At 41.0% G+C, this 23,147-nt stretch carries 22 protein-coding genes; 6 read left to right on the top strand and 16 right to left on the bottom strand.

Annotated features, from left to right (window positions below):
• Positions 1–133 precede the first annotated feature (133 nt).
• The 6 genes from pfkA to dnaE form a co-directional block, all read right to left on the bottom strand.
• Complete coding sequence (gene pfkA / locus AAV98_RS06705) at positions 134–1,093, bottom strand: 6-phosphofructokinase (protein ID WP_060664793.1); 960 nt, start codon at positions 1,091–1,093, stop codon at positions 134–136.
• A 353-nt stretch (positions 1,094–1,446) separates the two neighbouring features.
• On the bottom strand, positions 1,447–2,433 hold the full coding sequence (gene accA / locus AAV98_RS06700) for an acetyl-CoA carboxylase carboxyl transferase subunit alpha (RefSeq protein ID WP_060664792.1): 987 nt from the start codon (positions 2,431–2,433) through the stop codon (positions 1,447–1,449).
• The gene (accD, locus tag AAV98_RS06695) at positions 2,427–3,290 is read right to left on the bottom strand and encodes an acetyl-CoA carboxylase, carboxyltransferase subunit beta (RefSeq protein WP_060664791.1); all 864 of its coding nucleotides are present in this window, start codon (positions 3,288–3,290) and stop codon (positions 2,427–2,429) included. The genes accA and accD overlap by 7 nt, the downstream gene beginning before the upstream one ends.
• Before the next feature lie 186 nt (positions 3,291–3,476).
• Positions 3,477–4,091, bottom strand: coding sequence for a FadR/GntR family transcriptional regulator (locus AAV98_RS06690; RefSeq protein WP_060664790.1), 615 nt, complete (start codon positions 4,089–4,091; stop codon positions 3,477–3,479).
• Positions 4,092–4,094: 3 nt separating this feature from the next.
• On the bottom strand, positions 4,095–5,333 hold the full coding sequence (locus AAV98_RS06685; RefSeq protein ID WP_060664789.1) for an NAD(P)-dependent malic enzyme: 1,239 nt from the start codon (positions 5,331–5,333) through the stop codon (positions 4,095–4,097).
• A gap of 159 nt (positions 5,334–5,492) precedes the next feature.
• A complete protein-coding gene (dnaE, locus tag AAV98_RS06680; RefSeq protein ID WP_060664788.1) occupies positions 5,493–8,819 on the bottom strand; it encodes a DNA polymerase III subunit alpha in 3,327 nt (1,108 codons plus the stop codon).
• Positions 8,820–8,970: 151 nt separating this feature from the next.
• Between dnaE and AAV98_RS06675 the strand changes: the two genes are divergently transcribed.
• Together AAV98_RS06675 and ytrI are read left to right on the top strand one after the other, a co-directional pair.
• Entirely contained in the window at positions 8,971–9,306 is a 336-nt protein-coding gene (locus tag AAV98_RS06675) for a YtrH family sporulation protein (RefSeq protein WP_010195627.1), read from the top strand.
• A 1-nt stretch (position 9,307) separates the two neighbouring features.
• On the top strand, positions 9,308–9,808 hold the full coding sequence (gene ytrI, locus AAV98_RS06670; RefSeq protein WP_060664787.1) for a sporulation membrane protein YtrI: 501 nt from the start codon (positions 9,308–9,310) through the stop codon (positions 9,806–9,808).
• Positions 9,809–9,853: 45 nt separating this feature from the next.
• On the opposite strand, the gene AAV98_RS06665 is transcribed toward ytrI, so the two are convergent.
• Complete coding sequence (locus tag AAV98_RS06665) at positions 9,854–10,804, bottom strand: DHH family phosphoesterase (protein WP_060664786.1); 951 nt, start codon at positions 10,802–10,804, stop codon at positions 9,854–9,856.
• 181 nt (positions 10,805–10,985) lie between these two features.
• Here AAV98_RS06665 and AAV98_RS06660 point away from each other — a divergent pair, with 181 nt between their 5' ends.
• Positions 10,986–11,318 (top strand): YtpI family protein, encoded by a 333-nt coding sequence (locus tag AAV98_RS06660; RefSeq protein WP_060664785.1) that lies wholly within the window; start codon positions 10,986–10,988, stop codon positions 11,316–11,318.
• A 50-nt stretch (positions 11,319–11,368) separates the two neighbouring features.
• Here AAV98_RS06660 and AAV98_RS06655 read toward each other — a convergent pair whose 3' ends face one another.
• The 4 genes from AAV98_RS06655 to AAV98_RS06640 form a co-directional block, all read right to left on the bottom strand.
• The gene (locus AAV98_RS06655; RefSeq protein WP_060664784.1) at positions 11,369–12,352 is read right to left on the bottom strand and encodes a nuclease-related domain-containing protein; all 984 of its coding nucleotides are present in this window, start codon (positions 12,350–12,352) and stop codon (positions 11,369–11,371) included.
• A 360-nt stretch (positions 12,353–12,712) separates the two neighbouring features.
• Positions 12,713–14,020 carry a CBS domain-containing protein gene (locus AAV98_RS06650; RefSeq protein WP_060664783.1) on the bottom strand — a complete coding sequence of 436 codons (1,308 nt, stop codon included), beginning with the start codon at positions 14,018–14,020 and terminating at the stop codon, positions 12,713–12,715.
• A gap of 69 nt (positions 14,021–14,089) precedes the next feature.
• Entirely contained in the window at positions 14,090–14,332 is a 243-nt protein-coding gene (locus tag AAV98_RS06645; RefSeq protein ID WP_060664782.1) for a hypothetical protein, read from the bottom strand.
• Between the two features lie 92 nt (positions 14,333–14,424).
• Positions 14,425–15,108 (bottom strand): metal-dependent hydrolase, encoded by a 684-nt coding sequence (locus tag AAV98_RS06640; RefSeq protein WP_060664781.1) that lies wholly within the window; start codon positions 15,106–15,108, stop codon positions 14,425–14,427.
• Between the two features lie 171 nt (positions 15,109–15,279).
• On the opposite strand from AAV98_RS06640, the gene AAV98_RS06635 reads away from it, so the two are divergent.
• Positions 15,280–16,383 (top strand): M24 family metallopeptidase, encoded by a 1,104-nt coding sequence (locus AAV98_RS06635; RefSeq protein ID WP_060664780.1) that lies wholly within the window; start codon positions 15,280–15,282, stop codon positions 16,381–16,383.
• Positions 16,384–16,438: 55 nt separating this feature from the next.
• Here AAV98_RS06635 and ald read toward each other — a convergent pair whose 3' ends face one another.
• Both ald and AAV98_RS06625 read right to left on the bottom strand, forming a co-directional pair.
• The gene (ald, locus tag AAV98_RS06630; RefSeq protein ID WP_060664779.1) at positions 16,439–17,560 is read right to left on the bottom strand and encodes an alanine dehydrogenase; all 1,122 of its coding nucleotides are present in this window, start codon (positions 17,558–17,560) and stop codon (positions 16,439–16,441) included.
• A gap of 161 nt (positions 17,561–17,721) precedes the next feature.
• Positions 17,722–18,540, bottom strand: coding sequence for an SDR family oxidoreductase (locus AAV98_RS06625; protein ID WP_197284241.1), 819 nt, complete (start codon positions 18,538–18,540; stop codon positions 17,722–17,724).
• 78 nt (positions 18,541–18,618) lie between these two features.
• Between AAV98_RS06625 and AAV98_RS06620 the strand changes: the two genes are divergently transcribed.
• Positions 18,619–19,935, top strand: a complete 1,317-nt coding sequence (locus AAV98_RS06620) for a purine-cytosine permease family protein (RefSeq protein WP_060664777.1) — start codon at positions 18,619–18,621, stop codon at positions 19,933–19,935.
• A 252-nt stretch (positions 19,936–20,187) separates the two neighbouring features.
• Here the strand turns inward: AAV98_RS06620 and AAV98_RS20550 are convergent, their stop codons facing one another.
• A complete protein-coding gene (locus AAV98_RS20550) occupies positions 20,188–20,355 on the bottom strand; it encodes a hypothetical protein (RefSeq protein WP_169289623.1) in 168 nt (55 codons plus the stop codon).
• Positions 20,356–20,471: 116 nt separating this feature from the next.
• On the opposite strand from AAV98_RS20550, the gene AAV98_RS06615 reads away from it, so the two are divergent.
• The gene (locus AAV98_RS06615; RefSeq protein ID WP_231687708.1) at positions 20,472–20,822 is read left to right on the top strand and encodes a hypothetical protein; all 351 of its coding nucleotides are present in this window, start codon (positions 20,472–20,474) and stop codon (positions 20,820–20,822) included.
• A 109-nt stretch (positions 20,823–20,931) separates the two neighbouring features.
• Here AAV98_RS06615 and AAV98_RS06610 read toward each other — a convergent pair whose 3' ends face one another.
• Together AAV98_RS06610 and AAV98_RS06605 are read right to left on the bottom strand one after the other, a co-directional pair.
• Entirely contained in the window at positions 20,932–21,792 is an 861-nt protein-coding gene (locus tag AAV98_RS06610; RefSeq protein ID WP_060664775.1) for an EcsC family protein, read from the bottom strand.
• 109 nt (positions 21,793–21,901) lie between these two features.
• Positions 21,902–23,089, bottom strand: coding sequence for an acetate kinase (locus tag AAV98_RS06605; RefSeq protein ID WP_060664774.1), 1,188 nt, complete (start codon positions 23,087–23,089; stop codon positions 21,902–21,904).
• Positions 23,090–23,147: the final 58 nt, after the last annotated feature.

Genomic DNA, 23,147 nt, shown 5'->3' with positions numbered 1-23,147 from the left:
GTAAAATTTCCTCCTAGTTATATACCGTTCTTTTCATTTCGTCCTTTTATATTATAAAGCAATAGAGTGGCATTACACCATCGATAGCCTCAGATAACCTGGTAATGAAAACGATTCCAATGTGCTTAACATACTAAATGGAAAGCTCTTTAGATAGGTTGTACATCTTCTCATCAATTGTGTGTGTTCTAGAAAGTGCTTCAATGATGTCGTGATCAACTAACACATTACTTTGTATACCCACACATCTGCCGCCTTTACCATCCATAAGTAATTCTACTGCACGTGCACCTAAACGACTTGCCAAAACTCTATCAAAAGCCGTTGGTGATCCACCGCGTTGGATGTGTCCAAGTACACTTACTCGGGTTTCGAAATTTGTCTCGTCTTCGATCTTCTTTCCGAATTCCACTCCGCTGCCTACTCCTTCAGCTACGACGATGATACTATGCTTTTTACCTCGTTCTGTTCCGCGTTTCAGTCTTGCAATCACTTCTTGCATATCATCCTTGGCTTCAGGGATGAGTATGGTTTCCGCACCGCCTGCAAGACCTGCCCATAGTGCGATATCTCCCGCATGGCGTCCCATCACTTCAATCACGTATGTACGCTCATGAGATGTGGCAGTGTCACGAATTTTATCTATGGAATCGATAACTGTATTTAGCGCCGTATCAAAACCAATTGTAAAGTCAGTACCTGGAATGTCGTTGTCAATCGTACCCGGCACACCAATACATGGGTAGCCATGTTCCGTCAATTTTTTGGCACCTTGATAAGAACCGTCCCCACCAATTACAACTAACGCTTCTATGCCATGCTTTTTCAGGTTTTCGATTCCCTTAAGTTGACCTTCTATTGTTTTAAATTCTTCGCATCTCGCAGAATATAACATCGTTCCACCTCGATGGATGATATCACCAACAGAACCTATTTCAAGTTTTTTGATATCTCCATCAATCAATCCAGCATAACCACGATAGATTCCGAATACCTCGATGTCATGAAAAATAGCCTTTCTTACTACTGCACGGACCGCAGCATTCATACCTGGTGCATCTCCACCACTTGTTAGAACGCCTATTCGTTTCATTCTATTTTCACCTCTTGAGCTAATTTACCTATAAACGTATACCCAAACATATATTTTATTAGAAAAATGAGTACCATGTAAAGCCTCTTTATTCAAAATTAACATGAAGGTATGTCGAAAACAACTGAAAATTGTCGATGAAATGTTTTGGATGCGCTATCATTTTCCATTGTTGACATTTTGGTCAATTTTATTATGTATACCTGTATATTCAATAGGAATTCAAACATTTAGCTCTTCCATTAAGATACCCAGCTTATTCCTTCCTATCCAAAAGAAAACAGGAGGAAAATAACCTATTCCCTCCTGCTGAAGTTTCTTTTGTGTTGTTTTTGGAATATCTTCGAGACCACCTACTGGTTGATCTTTTCCGGCTTAAGCTGCTCTTTAAACGTGAATGCACCAATTCGTTTATATTTTGCATAACGGTGTTCGATTAATTCTTCTGCCGTCAGTGGCATAAGATCTTGAAGGGATTCTTTTAAGATCTCTTTTATTCCTTTTGCTTGTACATCTACATTTTTGTGGGCCCCGCCCTTAGCTTCTGGAATAATCTTATCAATAATTCCTAAATCGTGCAGATCAGGTGCAGTAATTCTCATAGATTCAGCTGCTTTCTTGGCGAGACCGGCATCTTTCCAAAGAATAGCCGCAGCTCCTTCTGGCGAAATAACAGAGTAAGTAGAGTTCTCCAGCATGTGAACATGATTCCCGACACCAAGTGCAAGGGCTCCGCCGCTTCCTCCTTCACCAATGACAATACAAATAACCGGCACTTTCAAACCCGCCATTTCAAACAGGTTTTTGGCAATGGCTTCGCTTTGTCCACGCTCTTCGGCCGCTTTTCCAGGGTAAGCACCCTTCGTATCAATGAAGCACACGATAGGACGGTTGAATTTCTCTGCCTGATACATCAATCTTAATGCTTTGCGATAACCTTCCGGATGCGGCATGCCGAAATTTCTGCGAATATTTTCTTTCGTATCTTTCCCACGTTGATGCCCGATAATGGTGATAGGTACGCCGTCAAATTTTCCTATTCCACCTACAATTGCTTCATCGTCGCCATAGTATCGGTCTCCATGTAATTCTAAAAAATTTGTGAAAACACGTTCAATATAATCCAACGTGGTGGGGCGTTCGGGATGTCTGGCTATTTGGACACGATCCCACGGACTCAAGTTTCCATAGATATCTGATTCTAGCTTTTCTAATCTTACTTCGAGTTTCTCAATTTCACTAGTTAGATCCATGTCGCTGTTTTTCGTGAACTCTTTTAATTCACCTATTTTCTTGCGAAGTTCTACAACCGGTTTTTCGAATTCCATTTCTCCTACCATCTCGTCTCCCCTCCTCCCTGGTGTATATCTAATACATTTGTTAAGGTTTCTTTTAACTCAAGACGAGGAATAACAGCATCCAGTTGACCACATTTCAATAAAAATTCCGCCGTTTGAAAGTCTTCCGGAAGATCCTCCCGAATCGTCTGCTCGATGATCCGTCTACCGGCAAATCCAATCAAGGCTTTCGGTTCTGCAAAATTATAATCTCCTAATGAAGCGAAACTTGCAGATACACCACCTGTAGTTGGATGAGTCATCACTGAAATGATTAACCCGCCACTGTCACTATGAAGTTTCAGGGCACTACTAGTTTTCGCCATTTGCATCAAACTTAAAACACCTTCCTGCATTCTTGCACCACCAGAAGCAGTGAATATAAGGAATGGCACTCTCTTCTCTTTTGCCTTTTCAATGGCACGGGTAATTTTTTCACCAACTACCGAGCCCATGCTTCCCATTCGGAAAGTAGAATCCATAACTGCAACAACAAGCGGAAAACTATTAATCGTCCCCTCACCAGTTACAACTGCCTCATTGATTCCGGTTTTCTTGCGGTCTCCTTCTAGTTTCTCCAAATAGTTTGGGAAATTAAGAGGATTTTCAGAAACCATGTCCACATCATATGCGGTAAAGCTGCCACTATCTAATAAGCTTTGAATTCTTTCTTTTGCATTCATGGGATGATGATGGCCGCAGTGTAGACAGACCTTCAAATTTTTCATTAACTCTTTTGTGTACATTATTTTTTTACAGCTTGGACATTTTGTCATAATTCCTTCTGGTACATCTTGATTTGCTTGTTCCGATGGAATGGATGCGTACTTTTTCTTCTTTGAGAACAAATCCTTCAACAAAACAACAGAACCTCCCTTTAATCCAGAAACTTATTACTTAGTTTTGGTATTTGGTACTAATAACAGGTCAAAATATAGGTAAGTAAGGCTGTTAACATTATTTCAATAAACAAATTCCTTTACTTACCTCTATACTCATACTGTTAATGTAACGGAAACTCTACGAAGGATGTTGTAGATTCTTGTCTACTTTTTATCGACAATTTCCGCAAAATGATTTTCAAATAGCTTTTTCACTTGTTCCGTTTTCTTCTCTCTCATCGCCTCTAGTAACGCTTCTAATACATCACTCTCTATCATATTATCCTGAGAGATTATACGTGCATAACTATTGACAAGCGTCCAAATTCTTAGCATCAAACTGTTGTCTACAATCGTCACAATCCCTTTGAAAAGATCTGTTCTGGATGTGGGAGCTGAAAGCATTTCTCTCAGTTTCTCATAGTCTTTCACAGAAGCTTTTTGCATAAATAGCTGGATGCATGATTTTTCTATCTCCAGTTTGGTTTCTAACAAATCATTTTTGGTCTTGTCCTGCTCCAAAATGAACGTTCCCAATAGTTCTACTAAATGGTGCTCTTTAAAATCTTTGATGAATGTTCCTTCACCACGTCTTGTTTCTATAAGCCCTAAAAGCTCCAAAGCCCGTAGTGCTTCTCGAACAGAGGACCGTCCAACATTTAATCTGTCGGACAGTTCACGCTCGGAAGGAATCTTGTCGCCCGCTTTCAAGCCGTCTGCTACAATGATGGCCCGAATTTTTTTGACGATTTCCAGATACATTTTTGTAGGTGTAGTCATAGACTATTCACTTTTTCCAATAATGGCGGTCCGTCTGGTTTTTTCTGCTACCTCTTCTGGATCCACTTTAATACGGGCAACTCCTGTTTCCATTGCAGCTTTTGCGACAGCTGCTGCCACAGCAGGAGCTACACGTGGGTCAAAAGGAGCTGGAATGACATAATCATCACGTAGCTCATCATCTGAAACCAGGCTTGCAATTGCTTCAACCGCAGCTATTTTCATTTGTTCGTTAATATGAGTGGCCCTTACATCAAGGGCACCGCGGAATATTCCTGGAAAAGCCAAGACATTATTTACTTGGTTAGGGAAATCGGAACGTCCAGTCCCTACCACACTGGCACCTGCAAGCTTTGCTTCTGCAGGCATGATTTCCGGATTAGGGTTAGCCATGGCAAAGATGATGGCATCCTTGTTCATGCTTTCAATCATTGCCTGTGTCAAAGCACCTTCAACCGACACCCCGATAAACACATCAGCATTTTTCATCACATCAGCTAATGTCCCTTCCACTCTGCTACGGTTTGTATAGGTAGCCACTTCCGCTTTTACACTATTCATTCCATAAGGGCGGCCTTCATAGATGGCACCTTTTGAATCACACATCGTAATATCTCTTACACCATATCGATATAATAACTTGATGATGGCAATGCCTGCAGCACCTGCACCATTGGCCACTACTTTTATTTCTCCAATATTCTTTTTCACTAGCTTGAGGGCATTAACAAGTCCTGCAACCGTAACAATTGCTGTACCGTGTTGATCATCATGGAAGATGGGGATATTTGTTTCCTTCTTCAGGCGCTCTTCCACAACAAAACAGTTTGGAGCCGCGATATCCTCAAGATTGACTCCTCCGAAAGTAGGCTCAAGAAGCTTCACAGTTTCCACAATTTTATCTACATCCGTCGTGTTCAAGCAAATTGGAAATGCATCCACTCCAGCGAAGCTTTTGAACAATACCGCTTTTCCTTCCATTACCGGTAAAGCTGCTTCAGGACCAATGTTGCCAAGTCCCAATACTGCTGTCCCGTCTGAAACAACCGCTACCATATTGCCCTTCATCGTATAATCATAGACTTTGTTTTTATCATCATAAATTGCTTTACACGGCTCAGCCACTCCAGGAGAATATGCCAGACTTAAATCCTTAGCATTTCTTACGGGAACTTTTGATTTCGACTCCAATTTCCCCTGGTGAATCTTGTGCATATGTAATGCTTCTTCTTTTAAAGACATGATACATGTCCCCCCTGCTATTTTTGTCATCCTCTTTGCCTTTATTACATTAGGATTTTGTGATGACTTCCATTTAATATATTTTCCATTTCATTATACTAAAAAAAACAAGGAAAAGGTGGTCTGACCACCTCCTTGTTAACTATATCATAATATTAATCATTGTAAAGATTTTTTAAACACTACATTCTCATCCCCAAGGATGGTTTTCAGCTTGAGCAAACATTCTTCAGTTGGTGTTACATTCAAGGCCGGTTGCAGCTTTATCGTCTTTTTCGCTTGCGTATAATAGACATAGACTGTGGATGGACCATGATGCGTTCTTAGAACTTTTTGCAGATGTTGAAACACTTCTTGCTCATGTTTTTCTTCGTCAATTTGTAAAAAAAGATCACCAATTAAATGTGCATATTGTTCTATCAATGTATCAATTTCGATGATATTTTTTATGATCAGCTGTACTTTCCCTTCCCGTTCTTCCAGGTTTCCTTCTACCAGTAACGTTTCCCCAGTTTTCAAAAGATGAGAAAATCGTTTATAAAGTTCTGGGAACGCTACAGCTTCTAAGTCACCCGATTGATCAGAGAGAGTAAGGAATGCCATGAGATCTCCCTTTTTCGTTCGAATTACCCGTTCATTGGATATGAAACTTCCCACTCTCACTTTTTTAGATACAGTGGATGAAAGGTCAAGAATAAGAGACGAACCACCGAGCTGAAAGTATGCTGCGAACGGTTCTGTCGGATGTTTGGAAAGATAAAAACCCAAGGCCTCTTTCTCCAATTGCAATTGTTCCGTCAATTGTAACGGGTCCACCTTTACATACTTTGGTTTAATATTGAATTCCTCTTCTAAGAAAAAGTCAATTTGATCGTCCTCTGAAGGCATGACTAGTTCTGCATGCTGCATGGCTACATCCAAAGTTGCAAGAAGCGTGGCCCTGTCCTCACCAAATTCGTCCATGCTTCCTCCAAAGATCAGCATTTCGATCGTCTTACGATTGAGTTTGGAAGAAGCCCTGTTACAGAAGTCAAATAAATCACTAAATGGTTTTTTTCTCCGCTCCTCTATTAAAGCTTTAATAGCCTGCACTCCCACTCCCTTGATCGTCAACAAACTGAAGCGGATACCTGCCTCTTCGACCTGAAATGCAATTCCACTTTTATTGATTGAGGGTGGAAGGACTGCTATGCCTTTCCTTTTTGTTTCGGTGATATATTGGGAGAGTTTTTGTTCACTTCCCATCACACTAGAAAGAAGTGTCGCCATGAATATTTTCGGATAGTTTGCCTTTAGATAGGCAAGCTCGTAAGAGATCATACTATAGGCAACCGCGTGACTTCGGTTAAAACCGTAATCAGCAAAACGGACAATCAGATCATAGACAGAGTTGGCAACCTTCTCGTCATATCCTTTCTTCAGGCATCCCTCCACAAAATGCGTTCTTTCTTTTGCTAGAACTTCTTTCTTTTTCTTACCTACAGCTCTTCTTAATAAATCAGCTTCGCCTAATGAGAACCCCGCCATTACGGCTGCGATTTGCATGATTTGCTCTTGATACACAATAACCCCAAATGTCTTCTCCAAAATAGGAATCAGATCTGGGTGTGGATATTCCACTTTTTTCAATCCGTGCTTCCGTTCAATAAACAAAGGAATTTGTTCCATTGGACCTGGCCGGTATAGGGCGTTAACCGCCACGATATCTTCTAGGTTTGAAGGCTTAAGTTTTGTAAGAACCTTTTTCATCCCTGGTGACTCTAGTTGAAAGATTCCGGACGTATCCCCTTCACTTAAAAGGCGAAATGTTGCAGCATCATTTAGCGGGATCTCTTTAATAGGATGATTGGTTTCTTTTTTTATTTGATAGTGGATGCTTTGAATCATTGTTAAGTTTCTCAGTCCAAGAAAGTCCATCTTAAGCAACCCAAGCTCCTCAAGGGTTTCCATCGTGTATTGCGTAAGATAAATGTCTTGTTGACCAGCTTGTATTGGGATTAATTCTGTTAAAGGCTTGTGGGTAATGACCACCCCTGCTGCATGTGTAGAAGAATGGCGGGGAAGTCCTTCTATTTTCTGCGCTGTTTGAAAGGCACGCTTTCTTTCCTTTGTCTCGTTTATCGCTCTTTGCAATTTTTCATTCTCTTGATAGGCCACATCAAGCGTAATACCAGGCCTCGATGGGATCATCTTAGAGACCATCTCCAGTTCTTTTCCTGAAAGGTTTAATGCCTTGGCAACATCTCGCCATGCTGCTTTTGCAGCCAAGGTACCAAATGTGATGATTTGGGCAACATGGAGCTCTCCGTACTTTTCCGCCACATATCGGATGACCTCATCACGCTTATTATCCTGAAAATCGATATCAATATCCGGCATGTTGATACGCTCAGGGTTAAGAAACCTTTCAAAAAGAAGATCATGTTTGATCGGATCCACATCAGTGATAAAAAGAGAATAAGCGACCAATGAACCAGCAGCAGAACCACGGCCAGGACCAGTTAAGATTCCTGCATTTCTGGCGAAAAACATAAAGTCCCAAACAATTAAGAAGTAATCACTGAACTTCATCCCTCTAATTACCTGAAGCTCATAGGTCAAGCGATTCTTATACTCTTCAGACGGTTCCCCGATTCTACTTCGAAGTCCTTCCCAGCACGTCTTCTCTAAATAATTGTCTGCATTTTCCCCTTCAGGAACCGGATAACTTGGGAGAGCTGCTTGGCCAAACTCCAGTTCCACATGACATTGATTACTAATCTTCCATGTATTCTCCAATGCATCCGGAATATCTTCAAATAACTTTGTCATTTCCTCAGTTGCCCGTAAATAATCTGGAGCCTCTTTAGGCAGGGATTCAAGCTTAGTGCCTTGTTTAATGCTGCGTAAACACTCATATACAAAGACATCCTCTTTGAAAAGATAATGCACCTTGCTTAAGGCTACTACTGGCAACTCGCTATGTCTTTTTCGTGTAGCTTCTGAACATTCATGTGCTACTATAGAATTCCGATCAATCCCAAGATACACACAATCTTGCTCGAACATCTCCTTGTAGGCATCCGCTGTTTGCGCTTCTTTGTGCGCAAGCTCGGATTCGGAGCCAGACAATATCGCAATCAGCCCCTTTGTATAATGCTTCAGCCATCGTTTTGGAACCCCTTGAGGGGACTTGGTCTGAACTACGCTTGATAACTTCATAAGATTTGTGAACCCTAGTTTATTTCTCGCTAATAGAATGACAGGGTACTTGGAATCTTCCTCTCCCTCATCCGACAAGACAGAAAGCGTCAGACCGATTATCGGCTTAATGTTTGCGGCTTTACAAGCTTTATAAAAATCCACAGCCCCATACATCACATCTTCGTCTGTAAGCGCAAGGGACTTTAAACCAAGCTCGTTGGCACGTGCAACAAGCTTAGAAAACCGGACAGAACTGTTCAACAGACTGTAACTGCTTTTTATATGTAAATGAACGACACTCATTAATCATCACACCTTATTTAACGCTTCCATTTTTTATATTCATTATAGGGTCTATTCTGTTCCAAATACAATGAAGAAACTTCTCCATTAACATCACATACTTACAACCCCCTGTCCATATATATGAATAAGGACAGAAAGGATGATGCAGATGGACGTAAAAGATCCATTCGTCGCTACCCTTATTTTCAGTTTTTTCATTGCTGTCGGGGTAATACTTGGAGGAGCAATCATCGGTGGAATTGCCGCATTTCTAGTTGGGGACCCACCGTTGACGAGAATGTGGAGCTTGGCCAAAAGTTTGAAGATATGGGCAATTGTTGCGGCCATTGGAGGTACTTTTGACACTTTTTATAATCTGGAAAAAGGACTGTTCAACGGCGAAACGAAATTCTTAGTAAAACAATTACTATTAATAATCTCAGCAACCGGAGGCGCCCAAACCGGCGCACTCATTATCAGCTGGCTCACACAGGAGACTTTATAACATGAGGGTTCCTCCGTATAACCGCGATCCCGGGTGGCAACGCTTTTTTTCGGGAGTGGTGTTGGGTGCAATCATAGGCTGGCTGATATTCATGCTCATGTACGGTGTGACTTTGGAAAAGAATATTGGCGATCTCATTAAGTATAAGGAAGAAGTGAAAAGCTACAAAAACAGAATTCATATTCTGACAGAGGACAATGATAAATTAAAAGAGGAAAAAGACCAATTAAAAATAGAAGATTTTAAAATAACCATCATCAATCATGAAAAGTACATGCTGAACTCGTTCAGCCGTTCCTCCATCATCGCAAGGATTACAGAGGATCTCAACGACCAGGTTTCAAAGGATGTCGCGAGCATTAAAGACAATCGTCAATTGCTGATAAAAGTCATTGAAAACAAAAGCTACACTCTTGATGACAAACGATACTACTTCGAGGTCGATTTTCTTTATATAGACACCACAATTGAAATGGACTTGTTGATTGTGAAAATGGAATGAGGGGAGGAAGCGACTTCCTGTGTAGCCACTTCCTCATCGCCATTCCTACTCCCCTTGCAATTGTGCCCGGGAAGCTTCAATCAGGTCAGCAAGAACATGGTCCGCCTCTTCCCATTTATAGATAGATGCCCCTGACGCGAGCGGATGACCTCCACCATTGTACTTCTTAGCAATTTCATTGACGATGGTCTCTTTCGAACGAAGCCTCACCCTAATTTGATCTGCTTCTTCAATAAAGAAAGCCCACGCCTTAACGCCTTCAATGTTACCAAGCATACCAACCAATTGCGACGCCTCAGATGGAAGGGCATTATATCGTTGCAAAATATCCGGCGTAATTTTCATAGAAGCAATTCCATTCTCGTGCATCGAGAAATTCTCAAGCACAAATCCGCTAAGTTTGGCTATGTGTAACTTCGTACGGTACAGATCATCATAAAGCTCAGTCATAGAGAATCCGTAGCTCAATAGTTCACTTGCATATTGGAATGTCTTCGTATTGGTGCTTTGGAAAAGGAATCTGCCCGTATCTCCAATTATTCCCGCAAAGATAAGTCTTGCAGCTTCCTTTGTCATAACCCATCCTTGGTTTTTCCCGGTAAGATATAATTCGTATATCATTTCACTCGTCGAACTAGAATCCGTATCTACCCACATTAAATCCCCGTATCGGTCCTCATTTGGATGATGATCAATCTTTATCCACTTAGCTGCCAGCTTGTAGCGCTTATCACAGATACGATCCGTATTGGCCGTATCACAGACAATCACAAGGGCTCCATCGTAACTGGAATCCGGTATTTCATCAAGCTTGCTCAAGAAATTTAGCGACTCCTCCGCTTCCCCAACGCGATACACCTTTTTTTCCGGATAACTTTCCTTGATCAACTCAGCCAATCCACATTGCGACCCATACGCATCTGGGTCCGGCCTAACATGACGGTGAATGATGACCGTATCATGCGCCTTAATTTCATCGATAATCTGCTGCCTCATCCTATGTAACCCTCTTTCGCCTGTTTCTTTTCTTTTATTTAATCACAGTTTCCCTTGTTCTCAAAGAAATATCATTTTCGTTTGAAAAGTAGAATTTTGTTCACGAACACGTTACAATATAGCTTGTATGCGTATGGTAGAATGATAACTATCATGGTTGAAATATAAAGGAGTGTGTCCTTTGGCTATTTTTGTTTTTCTCATTATCTTTTCATTAATGTTCTACTTCATGTATAAAGTAAAATACTTCCGCACCCATTTGCCAGCCGAAAAAAAATGGCTAAGCGCAAAATCCAGCATCGCTCTGGGAAGTTTTGTTTTCTTTTTTGGCGTTAATTCTCTCATTAATCCACTATCCACGGTTGCCATCGTTGTCGGAATAATTTTGTTGGTTGTAGGATTAGGAAGCATCTGGGCGGGCTACAAAGCCTACCGTTTCTACCTGCCTTTTGCCATTGAAGAAGCAGAAGCAGTTAAGGAAGCAGAAATGAAAGAGAAGACAGTTACGGATTGAGGTAGAGTGGAGAGTCGTTCCTTTTTTTGGGGCGGCTTTTTTGTTTGGTTTTATGGTGTTAAGGAAGTTTTTAAATGTACTAACGAATAAGTCCTCCCTTTTTTGTGGCCTACAGAAGGCAAATCAAGTGATACCAATATATTATAAGCTTCTGACGCAGAACTAAGTAGAAGAAAATCCTTCAAATCTTTATTCTGAATGGTGGAAGCTATTAATAGTTTATAATCATCTATCGCATAAAGGTGCACTGAGAGCGATTGGGTATTGCATCTCTTACAAGTCCAGTATTTTCTTTTTTTCTTCATCAAGTTCGATCCACAATTCATACATATTACACCTTTTATCAGTTCTTCCTGTTTAATGTTGTAGGTCTGTAGAAAATTAAAGCTATCAGGAGTGTGTTTCTTTATTAATGTTTTCGTAAGCTTGTTAATATCTTTTTTATTCAGGACCTCAGTTGAATGGAGTGCATTTATTTCACTCACTCTATTTGGGAGATTAGTTAGAAAAGTTACCTTTTTCATAAGGGAGGGAGAAGTTTTTACCAAATGGGACTTATTGTGAGTTAAAGCTACTAAACTTGCGATAGGTAAGCTTGGGAAGCCATGGTGTTCTAACCAGAATGAAAGTTGGTAACGGTGACGAGCTACTTGAGTAAGAGGATCAGCCATTCTTTCAATGTCCCCATCGGACTTATGCCGAATGAGTTGACACCCCAGCTCATCAAATTCTAATTTCCCAGAAACGTATTTGGAGTCTATTATTAAGCAATGAGTGGAAGTGATAAGAAGAGTATCCATTTGAAAATATCTACCTTTTGGGTCTTCAATACGGAGGCCGTGAAGGATGTGATAGTTATCATGAGGGAGAAAGGTTAAAAAGTAATCTAACGCCTCTTCACCTTTGTAACCGTATTTCATTTTGCCATATTCCTGTTCAATCAATTGGTATTGCGGGTGGGATGGTAACAGCCTCCTCAAGCCGGCTTCGTGTATCATCATCCTATTCGACTTTTCTCTATGTTTTTTTATCATTGAGTCACTCCTTTGTTAACTTTGTCTGGATACTTTCGACTCCACGCATTAAAATTCCTTCAAATACTACAAAAAGAACCCTCGGATTTCATATATCCATTGTAAAATCAATTTATCCATTGTAAAAAAGATATATCCATTGTAAATCGAATATATCCATCCTAAAACTCATATATCCATTGTAAAATTGATTTATCCATTATTACCAATCCGCACCCTCACAACAGCCTCCCCCACCAAAAGCCCTTCAACACTTTAATCCTTGCCCTTTACCTAAGTTCTCCACCAACCCAAAAATACGCCCCCACCCCAAAAGGTGAGAGCGTTCCAAGCAAAAACCCCACGCTGCTTTACAAACCGCTATTGGATCAACTGTACCATCATCATCGCCTTGCCCACAACATTACCCTCATGGTACACTTCTACATCGACTTTCCCGAACTTACGGCCAACTTCGAGTACTTTCGGTCGAATCTCGATTGTACTGTCAATTTGGACTGGTTTTATAAAATAAATCGTAATGTTCTCCACGACCATATCGCTCTTTTTCACATTACGAATCACACGCTTCGCTGCTTCGGTCACGATCGTTGTAAACACTCCATAAGATATCGTTCCGACCGAATTGGTCATCTGTGGGGTCACTTCACTTTGGTAAGTCTCTTCCCCTTTTGATTCTGTGACATCCATAAATTGATTGGTCACAATGTCATCAAGTGTTTCGCCGACCTGGGGTTGCCTTTGGATCATTTGCAATGCCTTCAATACGTCCTGACGGCTGATGATTCCAAGAAGGCGGTGGTTTGGGTCCACAACAGGAAGCATCTCGATCCCTTCCCATACCATGATATGGGCAGCGGACGCGACAGAAGTCTTCCCATTAACGGTAATTGGATTTTTGGTCATCACTTTTTCAATAGGCGTCGAAGAGTCCTTCCCAAGCACGTCCTTTGAAGTAACCACACCCTGCACCTTCAAGTTTTTATCGATGATTGGAAAGCGGCTGTGTTTGATTTCTTCGTTCACCTTATACCATTCCGCAATGGTATCTTCTGTGGTTAAGTAAGTCGTCGCCTCAATTGGTGTCAAGATATCCTCGACCAATACTATTTCCTTTTTGATCAACTGATCGTAGATGGCACGGTTAATCAAAGTGGCAACAGTGAATGTGTCATAGCTACTGGATATGATTGGAAGCTTCATTTCATCGGCTAAGCGTTTTACCTCATCATCTGTATCAAATCCTCCGGTAATCAACACGGCAGCACCAGCTTCAATGGCAAGCTTATGGGCATTGTAGCGGTTACCGACAATCAACAAGTTGCCTGCTTCGGTATAGCGCATCATCGCCTCTAGTTTCATCGCACCAATGACAAATTTGTTCAAGGTCTTATGAAGTCCTTCTCTGCCACCAAGAACTTGTCCATCCACAATATTGACCACTTCGGCAAATGTCAGCTTTTCGATATTCTCTTTCTTTTTCCGCTCAATACGAATAGTACCAACTCGTTCGATGGTACTAACATATCCTTTATTTTCAGCATCCTTGATCGCTCTGTATGCGGTACCTTCACTCACCGTCAACGCTTTGGCTATTTGTCGTACTGATATTTTTTCTCCAATAGGCAGCTCTTCAATATATTGGAGAATTTGTTCATGCTTTGTCACACTCTTCACCCGTCCACATAGTTATTTGTACCTTCATTATACGGATGTTAGAGCTTGTATTCAATGTGTTTACTGATATTGACGTAATCGGACCTTTTTGAACTCTGCCAATTTTGCTTTTCGGACTACACGGTTTCGCTTAGGCAAGTACATGATTGCTGCAATATTACCGCCAACTGCCATTAAAGCAAACACCAGCCATACAACGCCAAACCATCCTGCAAGACCATCTTCCGCTACCGGCAAACGCGGAACCGCAATATATAGCATTGCGCCGATACACAATAACGATAATAAAAGTCTATTCTTCAACACATGACACTCCTTTCAAACTCAATAGCTTGTATCATGTATATTCGGCACAACAAAAAAAAGAAGCAAATCTGCTCCTTTTTTCATGTCCTCTATAATTCTATAGCTTCCCCTACTTCTAGCACTCTGCCCACACCTTCAGGAAGTTTAGAAATAAACTCATGTGGATTCTGTTCAATGACGGGGAACGTATTAAAATGGATTGGTACTACAGTAGAAGCATTCAACCACTTTGCAGCCAGAACAGCATCATCTGGTCCCATTGTGAAGTTATCCCCAATTGGTAAGAATGCCACTTCTATATCATTTAACTCGCCGATTAGTTTCATATCAGAAAATAGCGCTGTATCTCCGGCATGGAAAATGGTTTTTTCATCAATCGTCAGCAGGATCCCACTAGGCATACCTGTATAAACAATTGTTTTCGTTTCATGATCTGTATAACTACTTCCATGGAAAGACTGCGTTAGTTTCACTTTACCAAAATCAAATTCATGCGCTCCGCCAATATGCATCTCATGAACTTTCACTCCTTGCCAACCTAAATATTCGGCAAGTTCAAACGGCGCTATCACCAGCGCATCATTCTTCAAGGCCAGGTCAATCGTATCCCCCACATGGTCATTGTGTCCGTGTGTTAAGAGAATTACATCCACTTTTATGTCTTCAGCTGTTAAATCCGTCAAGCCATTTCCTGTAATAAACGGATCAAAAAGAATGGTCTTTCCGTTAGCCTCTACTTTTACTACAGAATGTCCATGATAGGAAACCTTCATTCTAACAACCTCTCCTTTTCCAACTTATAATCTTCACACCAGTTAATCTTCTCTTTTTTATACAAAAATCCTTCTAATAAAATTTACACAAGTATGATTCCCTGATACTCTTAATATAAACGTTTTAAACTTCGTAACTAGAAGTATTTTCCCAATAAAGGAGTGGCTGATTTGAAAGAACATCGTCTGCAACAATTGGTGGAATGGTTGAAACAGGAGGACTTGTCTGGTTGTTTTTTAACGTCTACCCCGAACGTATTTTACATAAGCGGATTTTACACAGATCCACACGAAAGGCTATTGGGATTACTTGCTTTTCCAAACAGCGAGCCTGCGATTGTCTGTCCGAATATGGAAGTCGAGCAAGTGAAGAAAACCGGCTGGGCGTACGGGATTGTCGGCTACAATGACACGGACGATCCGTGGCAAAAGGTTCAGGAGTATGTAAAACTACAAGGAATTCAAGTTGAAAAACTGGCAGTTGAGCAAGAACATATGACTGTAGCACGTCTACATAAGCTAGAGGAGATCTTCCCAGGCGTCAACCTTGCCGCAGCAGAAGATAAGATGTATCAACTTCGTCTAGTAAAAGATGAAGAAGAGGTTTCCATCTTGAGAGAAGCGGCTAAACTTGCTGATTTCGGTGTGGAAGTTGGGGTTCATTATCTTAAAAAAGGTGTTACCGAGCAGGAGCTTGTTGCCACCATTGAATTTGAATTAAAGAAAAAAGGCATCAGCCAAATGTCCTTTTCAACCATGGCGCTGACAGGATTAAAGACCGCTGCTCCTCATGGAAAGCCAGCCTTGGATCAAGTGAAAGAAGGCGACCTTGTTCTATTCGACCTTGGGGTAGTTTTACATGGATATTGCTCAGATATTACAAGAACTGTTGCCTTTGGCAGTGTGAACGAAGAGCAGAAGGAAATCTATGAAACCGTATTGAAAGCACAGCTTGCTGCCGTTGATGTTTGTAAACCAGGAGTGGAGATCGGGCAGATTGATACAACAGCTCGTTCTATCATAACGGAAAGTGGATTTGGAGAGTTTTTTACCCATCGCATTGGTCACGGACTTGGAATTGAAGTACACGAGTATCCATCCATGAATGAAACCAATACAATGAAACTGCAAAAAGGGATGGCGTTTACGATTGAGCCTGGAATCTATAAACCAGGAGTCGGTGGTGTACGGATCGAAGATGATATCTTAGTAACGGACAGCGGAATCGAATTGTTAACGAGCTTTCCAAAAGATTTACAACTTATTAAATCCTAATAAAAAACAGGTATCCGTGTCTTTACTGGATACCTGTTTTTTTCATAAAAGTGTATTAGCTTTTCACTAAAAGATTACCCGCACTCTCATATGCCAAACCGTGAGACTCTGCCACTGCTGCATAAGTTACAAATCCGTCAAGCGTGTTGATACCTTTTAGTAGCGCTTCATTATCTAAGCATGCTTGTTTGTAGCCTTTGTTTGCAATTTGCACCGCATATGGTACCGTTACATTCGTTAATGCAATAGTGGATGTACGCGGTACTGCACCTGGCATGTTTGCAACTGCATAGTGAACGACTTCATGCTTCACATATGTTGGGTCATCATGCGTGGTGATGCGATCTGTCGTTTCAAAGATTCCACCCTGGTCGATAGCGATATCCACCACAACAGAACCTGCACCCATGGATTGAATCATTTCCTCTGATACAAGCTTCGGCGCTTTAGCACCTGGGATAAGTACCGCACCAATAACAAGATCAGATTCTTTTACTGCGATTTCAAGGTTTAACGGGTTACTCATAAGCGTCTGGATGTCTTTTCCGAAAATATCATCCAACTGACGAAGACGATCTGGGTTTAAGTCAAGGATTGTCACATCCGCACCAAGTCCGATTGCCATTTTCGCAGCATTCGTACCAGCGACACCTCCACCAATGATCGTAACCTTCCCACGGCGAACACCAGGAACACCACCTAATAGGATACCTTTGCCACCTTTGATTTTCTCAAGGAATTGAGCACCAATTTGTGTAGCCATACGACCCGCTACTTCACTCATAGGTGTTAATAATGGCAGGGAGCCGTTCGGTAGTTGAACTGTTTCATAAGCAATCCCCACTACTTTGTTGTCAATAAGTGCTTTTGTTAACTCAGGTTCCGGAGCAAGGTGAAGATACGTGAAAAGGATTAACCCCTCACGGAAATAACTGTACTCAGAAGGAAGTGGCTCTTTTACCTTCATGACCATGTCCATGGACCATGCTTCTTCTGCTGTCTCCACCATTTTCGCACCAGCTTGTACATACTGCTCATCCGTAAAGCCAGAACCGATCCCAGCTTCTTTTTCTATGTATACTTCATGTCCGAATCCAACAAGGTTCACTACCCCTGCAGGTGTCATCGCAACACGGTTTTCGTTGTTCTTTATCTCTCTAGGTACTCCAATTCTCATGGATCAAATACCTCCCTCATCATAATCACAAAGCGTTAAGACGTAACTAATATAACATTAAACTAGAAAATGTAAAATAGTTTTTTAAGCATTTTTGTAAGCGCTTTAAAACAGGCGGAATTATCAATATTATCTAAATTTAATGTCAAAAATTACTTAGATTATCGGAATCGGTTTATAACTTCCACTCCCCCAGTTACTTCCAAAACGGCTCCTGTAATCATATCAGAATTTTCTTCACACAAGAATTCAATTGCCCTGGCAATGTCTTCCCCTGTACCAGAACGGCCGACAGGGGTATCCTTTGAATCCTCTAACTCTCTGGACTGTTCGATGGTTGCTTCTTTCATCTCCCCCACGATATTACCTGGGCATACCATATTGGCCGTAATGCCATGTTCTGCTTCTTCAATCGCAATGGATTTTGTCAACGATACAAGCCCAGCCTTCGCTGCTGCAAAAGCAGATCGATAAATCCAACCAGGAGAAGATTCGGCACCTTGAAAACCATAAGTGATAACACGCCCAAAACGCTGTTCTCTCATGATGGGAATGGTTTTACGGAAAAGATGGAAAACGGCGCTAAGATTGCCTTCTATCATTTCATACCATTCATCATCCGAGTAATCAGCCAATTTTTTGCGTTCAAAAATATAAGGTCCTGCGTTATTGATTAAGTAGTCAATTCTACCGAAACGTTCGTACACTTCGTCTATGAATTGCTGCATCTGTTCTTTTTTCGTTACATCCCCTTGAAAAAAATGCAGTCTGTTTTCACCAATGTGGCTCCATTCCTTTTTAAGCTTTTCGATTGCTTCTGTGTCATTTCTATAGTTTATCGATACAGAACACCCTTTTTTCAATAGCTGTTCCGTCACTTTTTTTCCAAGTCCTTTGGAACCAGCTGTTATTACGGCATGTCTCAAACTGGATTCCCCCTTAATAGAATTGCGTACTTCTATATTTTCTTGTAAAATCATTAAATTTACAACATATAACCCGTTAAGATACGATAAAATGATTGTTAGGTACACGAAAGAAAGGAGAATGACCTTCTCATGTCTAAAGCACAAACTGTGGCACTTCCTCCTCAAAGCCGGATTGAGCGGTACGGTTTAGAAGCCGTCCCTCAAGAATTAAGGCAAACACGTTGGTATGAATATTCCATTATACAAGTAGCATTTTCGGTCAATGCAGGGAATTTTCTTGTCCCGGCACTCGCTGTGATTCAAGGCGGCCTCAGCTTTTTTGCAGCCTTTATCTCCACTTTATTTGGTGCAACACTTGCCTTTTTATTTGTTTCCTATTTATCATTGCCTGGTGCCGAGCGGGGAATTCCTTCTCAATTTGCCATTAGGTCCATCATTGGAATCAAGGGATCCAGATATATTTCTTCCCCCATTCGCACCCTAACGTCCCTTTACTGGTTCTCTGTTCAGACTATAGGCGGTACATTGGTGATACAATTTATCCTTGAAAGAACCTTTAAGTTGTCATTGCCATTCTACATAATTGCCATGCTTTTAGCCATAATCATGAGCGGCCTTGCACTAGTGGGATTTGATGCTGTAAAAAGGGCCACCAAGTACTTTATGCCATGGCTGATACTCGGACAGCTTGTTATGATATATCTTTTGATCACGAATGGAATGAGTGTAGATCCTCCCGTAAAAGTAGAAGTTGGGTCGGACCTTCCCATCATGGGCTTTTTTGCAAGTCTAGCTTTTGTTCAATATGTATCTGGTGTGTCTTCTTCATCAGATGTGACGAGGTACGCTGTTACTTCTAGACAGGGATTTTGGGGGTTATTTGTTGGAAATGCTCTAGGCTTTATTCTTACTGCTTTTTTCGGAGCTTACACAGCCAGTCTCACAGGAAATCTTAATCCGTTTATTGCATCAAGCGAAATGACCAACTCCGGACTATTAACCGCAATCATTTTAGGTGCGGCCATATTATCAATGGTTTCCATCAACTTAAGCAATGCTTACACAGGTGGGTTCAGTTTATTAAATTCTTTCCCCCGACTTGGAAGAGTAAAAAGCAGTTTGCTTTTTGGCACAGCCGGAATACTTTTATCCCTGTCACCGGCTTTGGTGGAAGAAGCAGAAAAGTATATATCTTTTATTGGGGCATTCGTCATCCCTTTATCTGCTGTCATTATTACTGATTTTCTATTTATTAAAAGGAAGAAAATAGACATTGCTGAAGTATTACCTTCCTATAACAGTACTGCTTTTATTTGTATCGGCATTGGAATAGGCGTATATTTACTTTTGCCTGAAAATTTGTCTCCTGGATTCTTAGCTTTCCTTTTCACAGGAGTAACATATTTCTACTTTTTAAAAAAATCACAAAAACAGGTGCCTTATTGACGGCACCTGTCAGTGTGTAGACAAAGCTAAAAATAGTGAAATTCTCTAGTTGATCGCAGTGGAAGGAGCGAAGACTCCTGCGGGAGGAAAGGACATGGAAGACCCCGCAGGGCGTAGCCCGAGGAGGCTTCCGGACTGCCCGCGGAAAGCGAAGCTCCTGCAACGGAGATCAACTCTTCCAACTGATAACCTAACTAGTTTATAGTTTGTCGACAGTCTGACAGGTGCCTTATTGACGGCACCTGTTTTGTTTTATTCGTGGGAAGTATGTTCACTTTCTCCTTCTACCGGTTGGTATGCGTTTGAACTGTACTGCTCTCCGACCACTCCGCTTGAATAGGCATCCGTAATTTGATTGTGAACCTCATTTACTGCATTATCGTCATAAGAGAAAACTTCTTTCGGATCTTTTTTCTTCATAGTGGTTTCCACCTTTCAACTAAGTATCCATCCTAGTTTGCGTCAGGTGTCAGGCAATTAAAGGTGGAAAAAATTACAGGGTGAATGGATAGAATGTTCTCGTTAGTTATTATACAATGAGTAAAAACGGGAAGAAAAGGAAGGAAGTAGCGATGTTTTCTTTTATAAAGGATCCAAGGCTTGGGATATCTTTGCCGCAGCTGGATTTAGAATGGACTCAATATAACAAAGAAACACAGCAGGAAATCTTATTAAAGTGGGAAAAGATACGGGGAAGTATACCGGACCGGATTAAAGAATTAGAAGAAGAAATCAATGATAAGCAGGCTCAATTAAATGATGAAGCGGATTTTGAACGGTCTTGCGAATTAAATTCAGAAATTGCAGGTCATGCCAGTGTTATCAATGATTTGTGGCTGTGGTATCGAATGAACCAGCACGTATCATCATCTAAAATACACTCATAAAAGACGAATATCCACTATGGATATTCGTCTTTATGTTGGACGACGCAGTTGCTTGGGGCAAAAGACTTCGTTTTTTGCCCCAAGCAACTGCTATATTTTCCAACTTACATTAAAACATCTCACATTCAGATTCGTCTAATTCTCCGTTTTCTACAAGGTGTCTCATCATGTAGTAGTAGTGGGAGAACTCAGAAACTTCTTTAGTCCAGTAATAGTTTGTTCCTGCTGCAGTAATCATACCGAGAAGCGGAATATTGTTTACTTTTTTGCGTCCAAGTATTGCAACAAATAACAACTTAATTAGGTGCATTAAAGGTTGTTGGAGCCATACAGTCGGATGATCTTTATCGGTTAAAACGTCAAAATAATGATCAACATCTTGTCCAAATTCACTCTTCAATGTTTCCCAACGCTCATGTTGATATTTTTTTGGGATGGTCGCACCATAGAATAATTGTAATGACTTTACCATTTCAACAGGCGTACTTGCCCTATAGCCGTAAGACATTGCAACAAGTTGAGTGGTGCGAATATTTAGTGCGGCAAAAACGGGAATGTCAATGGTAAGGGTAGACAGTTTTGCTGTTCCTGTCATCCCACCTTGAATCACCGAATAAAGCTTTTGTTTGGCAATCTGCTGCTCAGCAATGAATGCTTTTTGCGATAAGGGAAGTTCTCGAATATCTTCAATCCTTTTTATGTCTTCGCTATAGCTACGTGCCATATTGACAATCCGTTCTTCTGCTTGCTGTTGGAAGGAGGACTGCTGAATGATGCCGTGTAAATGAAATAACCATGTATCGATTTGGGCAAAAAACAACTGCTTACTATCATCTGACAGAAGATCAAAGGCCTTGTCCACCCATTGATCCAGTGTATCTGAAAATTGGGATGGTTCGTATGTATATAGTTTTTCTTCCCATTGTGAAAGTTTATGTTTCCATTGTTCTTCCTGGCTTTTATTGGACACAGTTCTTCCCCTCACTTTTCCAACTGCTAGTTTTCTCCATTATACCATAGTAATTCTGTTCAAAAAACAGTCCCCGATCTATTGGATGAAACAGATCGGGGACTGAAAATTATAATGCTATTTTCATTACATCTCTAGCAATCATTACTTCTTCATTTGTTGGAATAACGATGACTTTAACTGGAGAGTGCGGGTAGTTAATAAAAGCTTCTTTACCACGAACTTTGTTCAATGCTGGATCCCAGTATACGCCCATGAATTCTAGTCCTTGAAGAACTCTCGCACGGATTACATCACTGTTCTCACCAATACCTGCAGTAAAGATGATCGCGTCTACTCCGTACATTCTTGCAGCATAAGAACCAATATATTTATGGATACGCCCTGCGAATACTTCTAATGCAAGTTCTGCGCGCTCGTTACCTTCTGTTGCAGCGGATTCAATATCACGAAGATCACTGGAGAATCCAGAAACCCCAAGGATACCACTGCGTTTGTTTAATACTTCTAATACTTCATCAGCTGTTTTGCCTGTTTTCTCCATAATGAATGGGATTAAAGCAGGATCAATATTACCAGAGCGAGTTCCCATTGCTACACCTGCAAGAGGTGTGAAGCCCATGGAAGTATCAATGGATTTTCCGCCTTCGATTGCAGCAATACTTGCTCCGTTCCCAAGGTGACAAGAAATCAGGCGCAGTTGCTCAACCGGTCTGCCAAGTAATTCTGCAGCACGTTCGGAAACATATTTATGGGAGGTACCATGGAAACCATATTTACGGATTCCATAGTCTTCATAGTACTCATAAGGCAAGCTGTAAAGGAACGATTTTTCTGGCATGGATTGATGGAATGCTGTATCAAATACAGCCACTGCCGGTACATTAGGAAGGATTTCCTTAAATGCTTTAATTCCTACAATGTTTGCCGGGTTATGAAGTGGTGCAAGCTCTGAAAGTCCTTCTAATTGACTTAACACTTCATCCGTGATGAGTACAGAATCATTGAATTTTTCCCCACCATGTACAACGCGATGGCCAATTCCTGTGATTTCATCAAAGCTTTTGATGATGTTAAGATCGATTAGTTTTTTTAATAAGATTTTTACTGCTACCCCGTGTTCTGGAATGTCTGTAATTTCTGTTACTTTTTCGCCGTTCACAGAGATGGTGAAAACAGCATCGTTTAAACCGATACGTTCCACTAATCCTTTTGTAATAACATTTTCACTAGGCATTTCGAACAATTGGAATTTAAGAGAAGAGCTTCCTGCATTAATTGCAATAACTTTTGACATGACGATACGTACAACTCCTTTTATATGGTCACACTGGGATGGATGATTAAATGTATTT

It is taken from the genome of Bacillus sp. CHD6a (assembly GCF_001293645.1).
GTDB lineage: Bacteria > Bacillota > Bacilli > Bacillales > Bacillaceae_I > Sutcliffiella_A.
Note: the sequence above shows the minus strand (reverse complement) of the source record. Positions and strands in the feature narration are given on the sequence as shown.

Bases quoted from the DNA above. Each gene is read 5' to 3' on its own strand.
- ald (WP_060664779.1), bottom strand. From the start codon at position 17,560: ATGAGAATTGGAGTACCTAGAGAGATAAAGAACAACGAAAACCGTGTT.
- AAV98_RS06615 (WP_231687708.1), top strand. From the start codon at position 20,472: ATGAGTAAAAACGGGAAGAAAAGGAAGGAAGTAGCGATGTTTTCTTTT.
- AAV98_RS06690 (WP_060664790.1), bottom strand. From the start codon at position 4,091: ATGACTACACCTACAAAAATGTATCTGGAAATCGTCAAAAAAATTCGG.
- pfkA (WP_060664793.1), bottom strand. From the start codon at position 1,093: ATGAAACGAATAGGCGTTCTAACAAGTGGTGGAGATGCACCAGGTATG.
- AAV98_RS06685 (WP_060664789.1), bottom strand. From the start codon at position 5,333: ATGTCTTTAAAAGAAGAAGCATTACATATGCACAAGATTCACCAGGGG.
- ytrI (WP_060664787.1), top strand. From the start codon at position 9,308: ATGAGGGTTCCTCCGTATAACCGCGATCCCGGGTGGCAACGCTTTTTT.
- AAV98_RS06605 (WP_060664774.1), bottom strand. From the start codon at position 23,089: ATGTCAAAAGTTATTGCAATTAATGCAGGAAGCTCTTCTCTTAAATTC.
- AAV98_RS06655 (WP_060664784.1), bottom strand. From the start codon at position 12,352: ATGATAAAAAAACATAGAGAAAAGTCGAATAGGATGATGATACACGAA.
- AAV98_RS20550 (WP_169289623.1), bottom strand. From the start codon at position 20,355: ATGAAGAAAAAAGATCCGAAAGAAGTTTTCTCTTATGACGATAATGCA.
- dnaE (WP_060664788.1), bottom strand. From the start codon at position 8,819: ATGAGTGTCGTTCATTTACATATAAAAAGCAGTTACAGTCTGTTGAAC.
- AAV98_RS06620 (WP_060664777.1), top strand. From the start codon at position 18,619: ATGTCTAAAGCACAAACTGTGGCACTTCCTCCTCAAAGCCGGATTGAG.
- AAV98_RS06675 (WP_010195627.1), top strand. From the start codon at position 8,971: ATGGACGTAAAAGATCCATTCGTCGCTACCCTTATTTTCAGTTTTTTC.
- AAV98_RS06625 (WP_197284241.1), bottom strand. From the start codon at position 18,540: ATGATTTTACAAGAAAATATAGAAGTACGCAATTCTATTAAGGGGGAA.
- AAV98_RS06640 (WP_060664781.1), bottom strand. From the start codon at position 15,108: ATGAAGGTTTCCTATCATGGACATTCTGTAGTAAAAGTAGAGGCTAAC.
- accA (WP_060664792.1), bottom strand. From the start codon at position 2,433: ATGGTAGGAGAAATGGAATTCGAAAAACCGGTTGTAGAACTTCGCAAG.
- AAV98_RS06665 (WP_060664786.1), bottom strand. From the start codon at position 10,804: ATGAGGCAGCAGATTATCGATGAAATTAAGGCGCATGATACGGTCATC.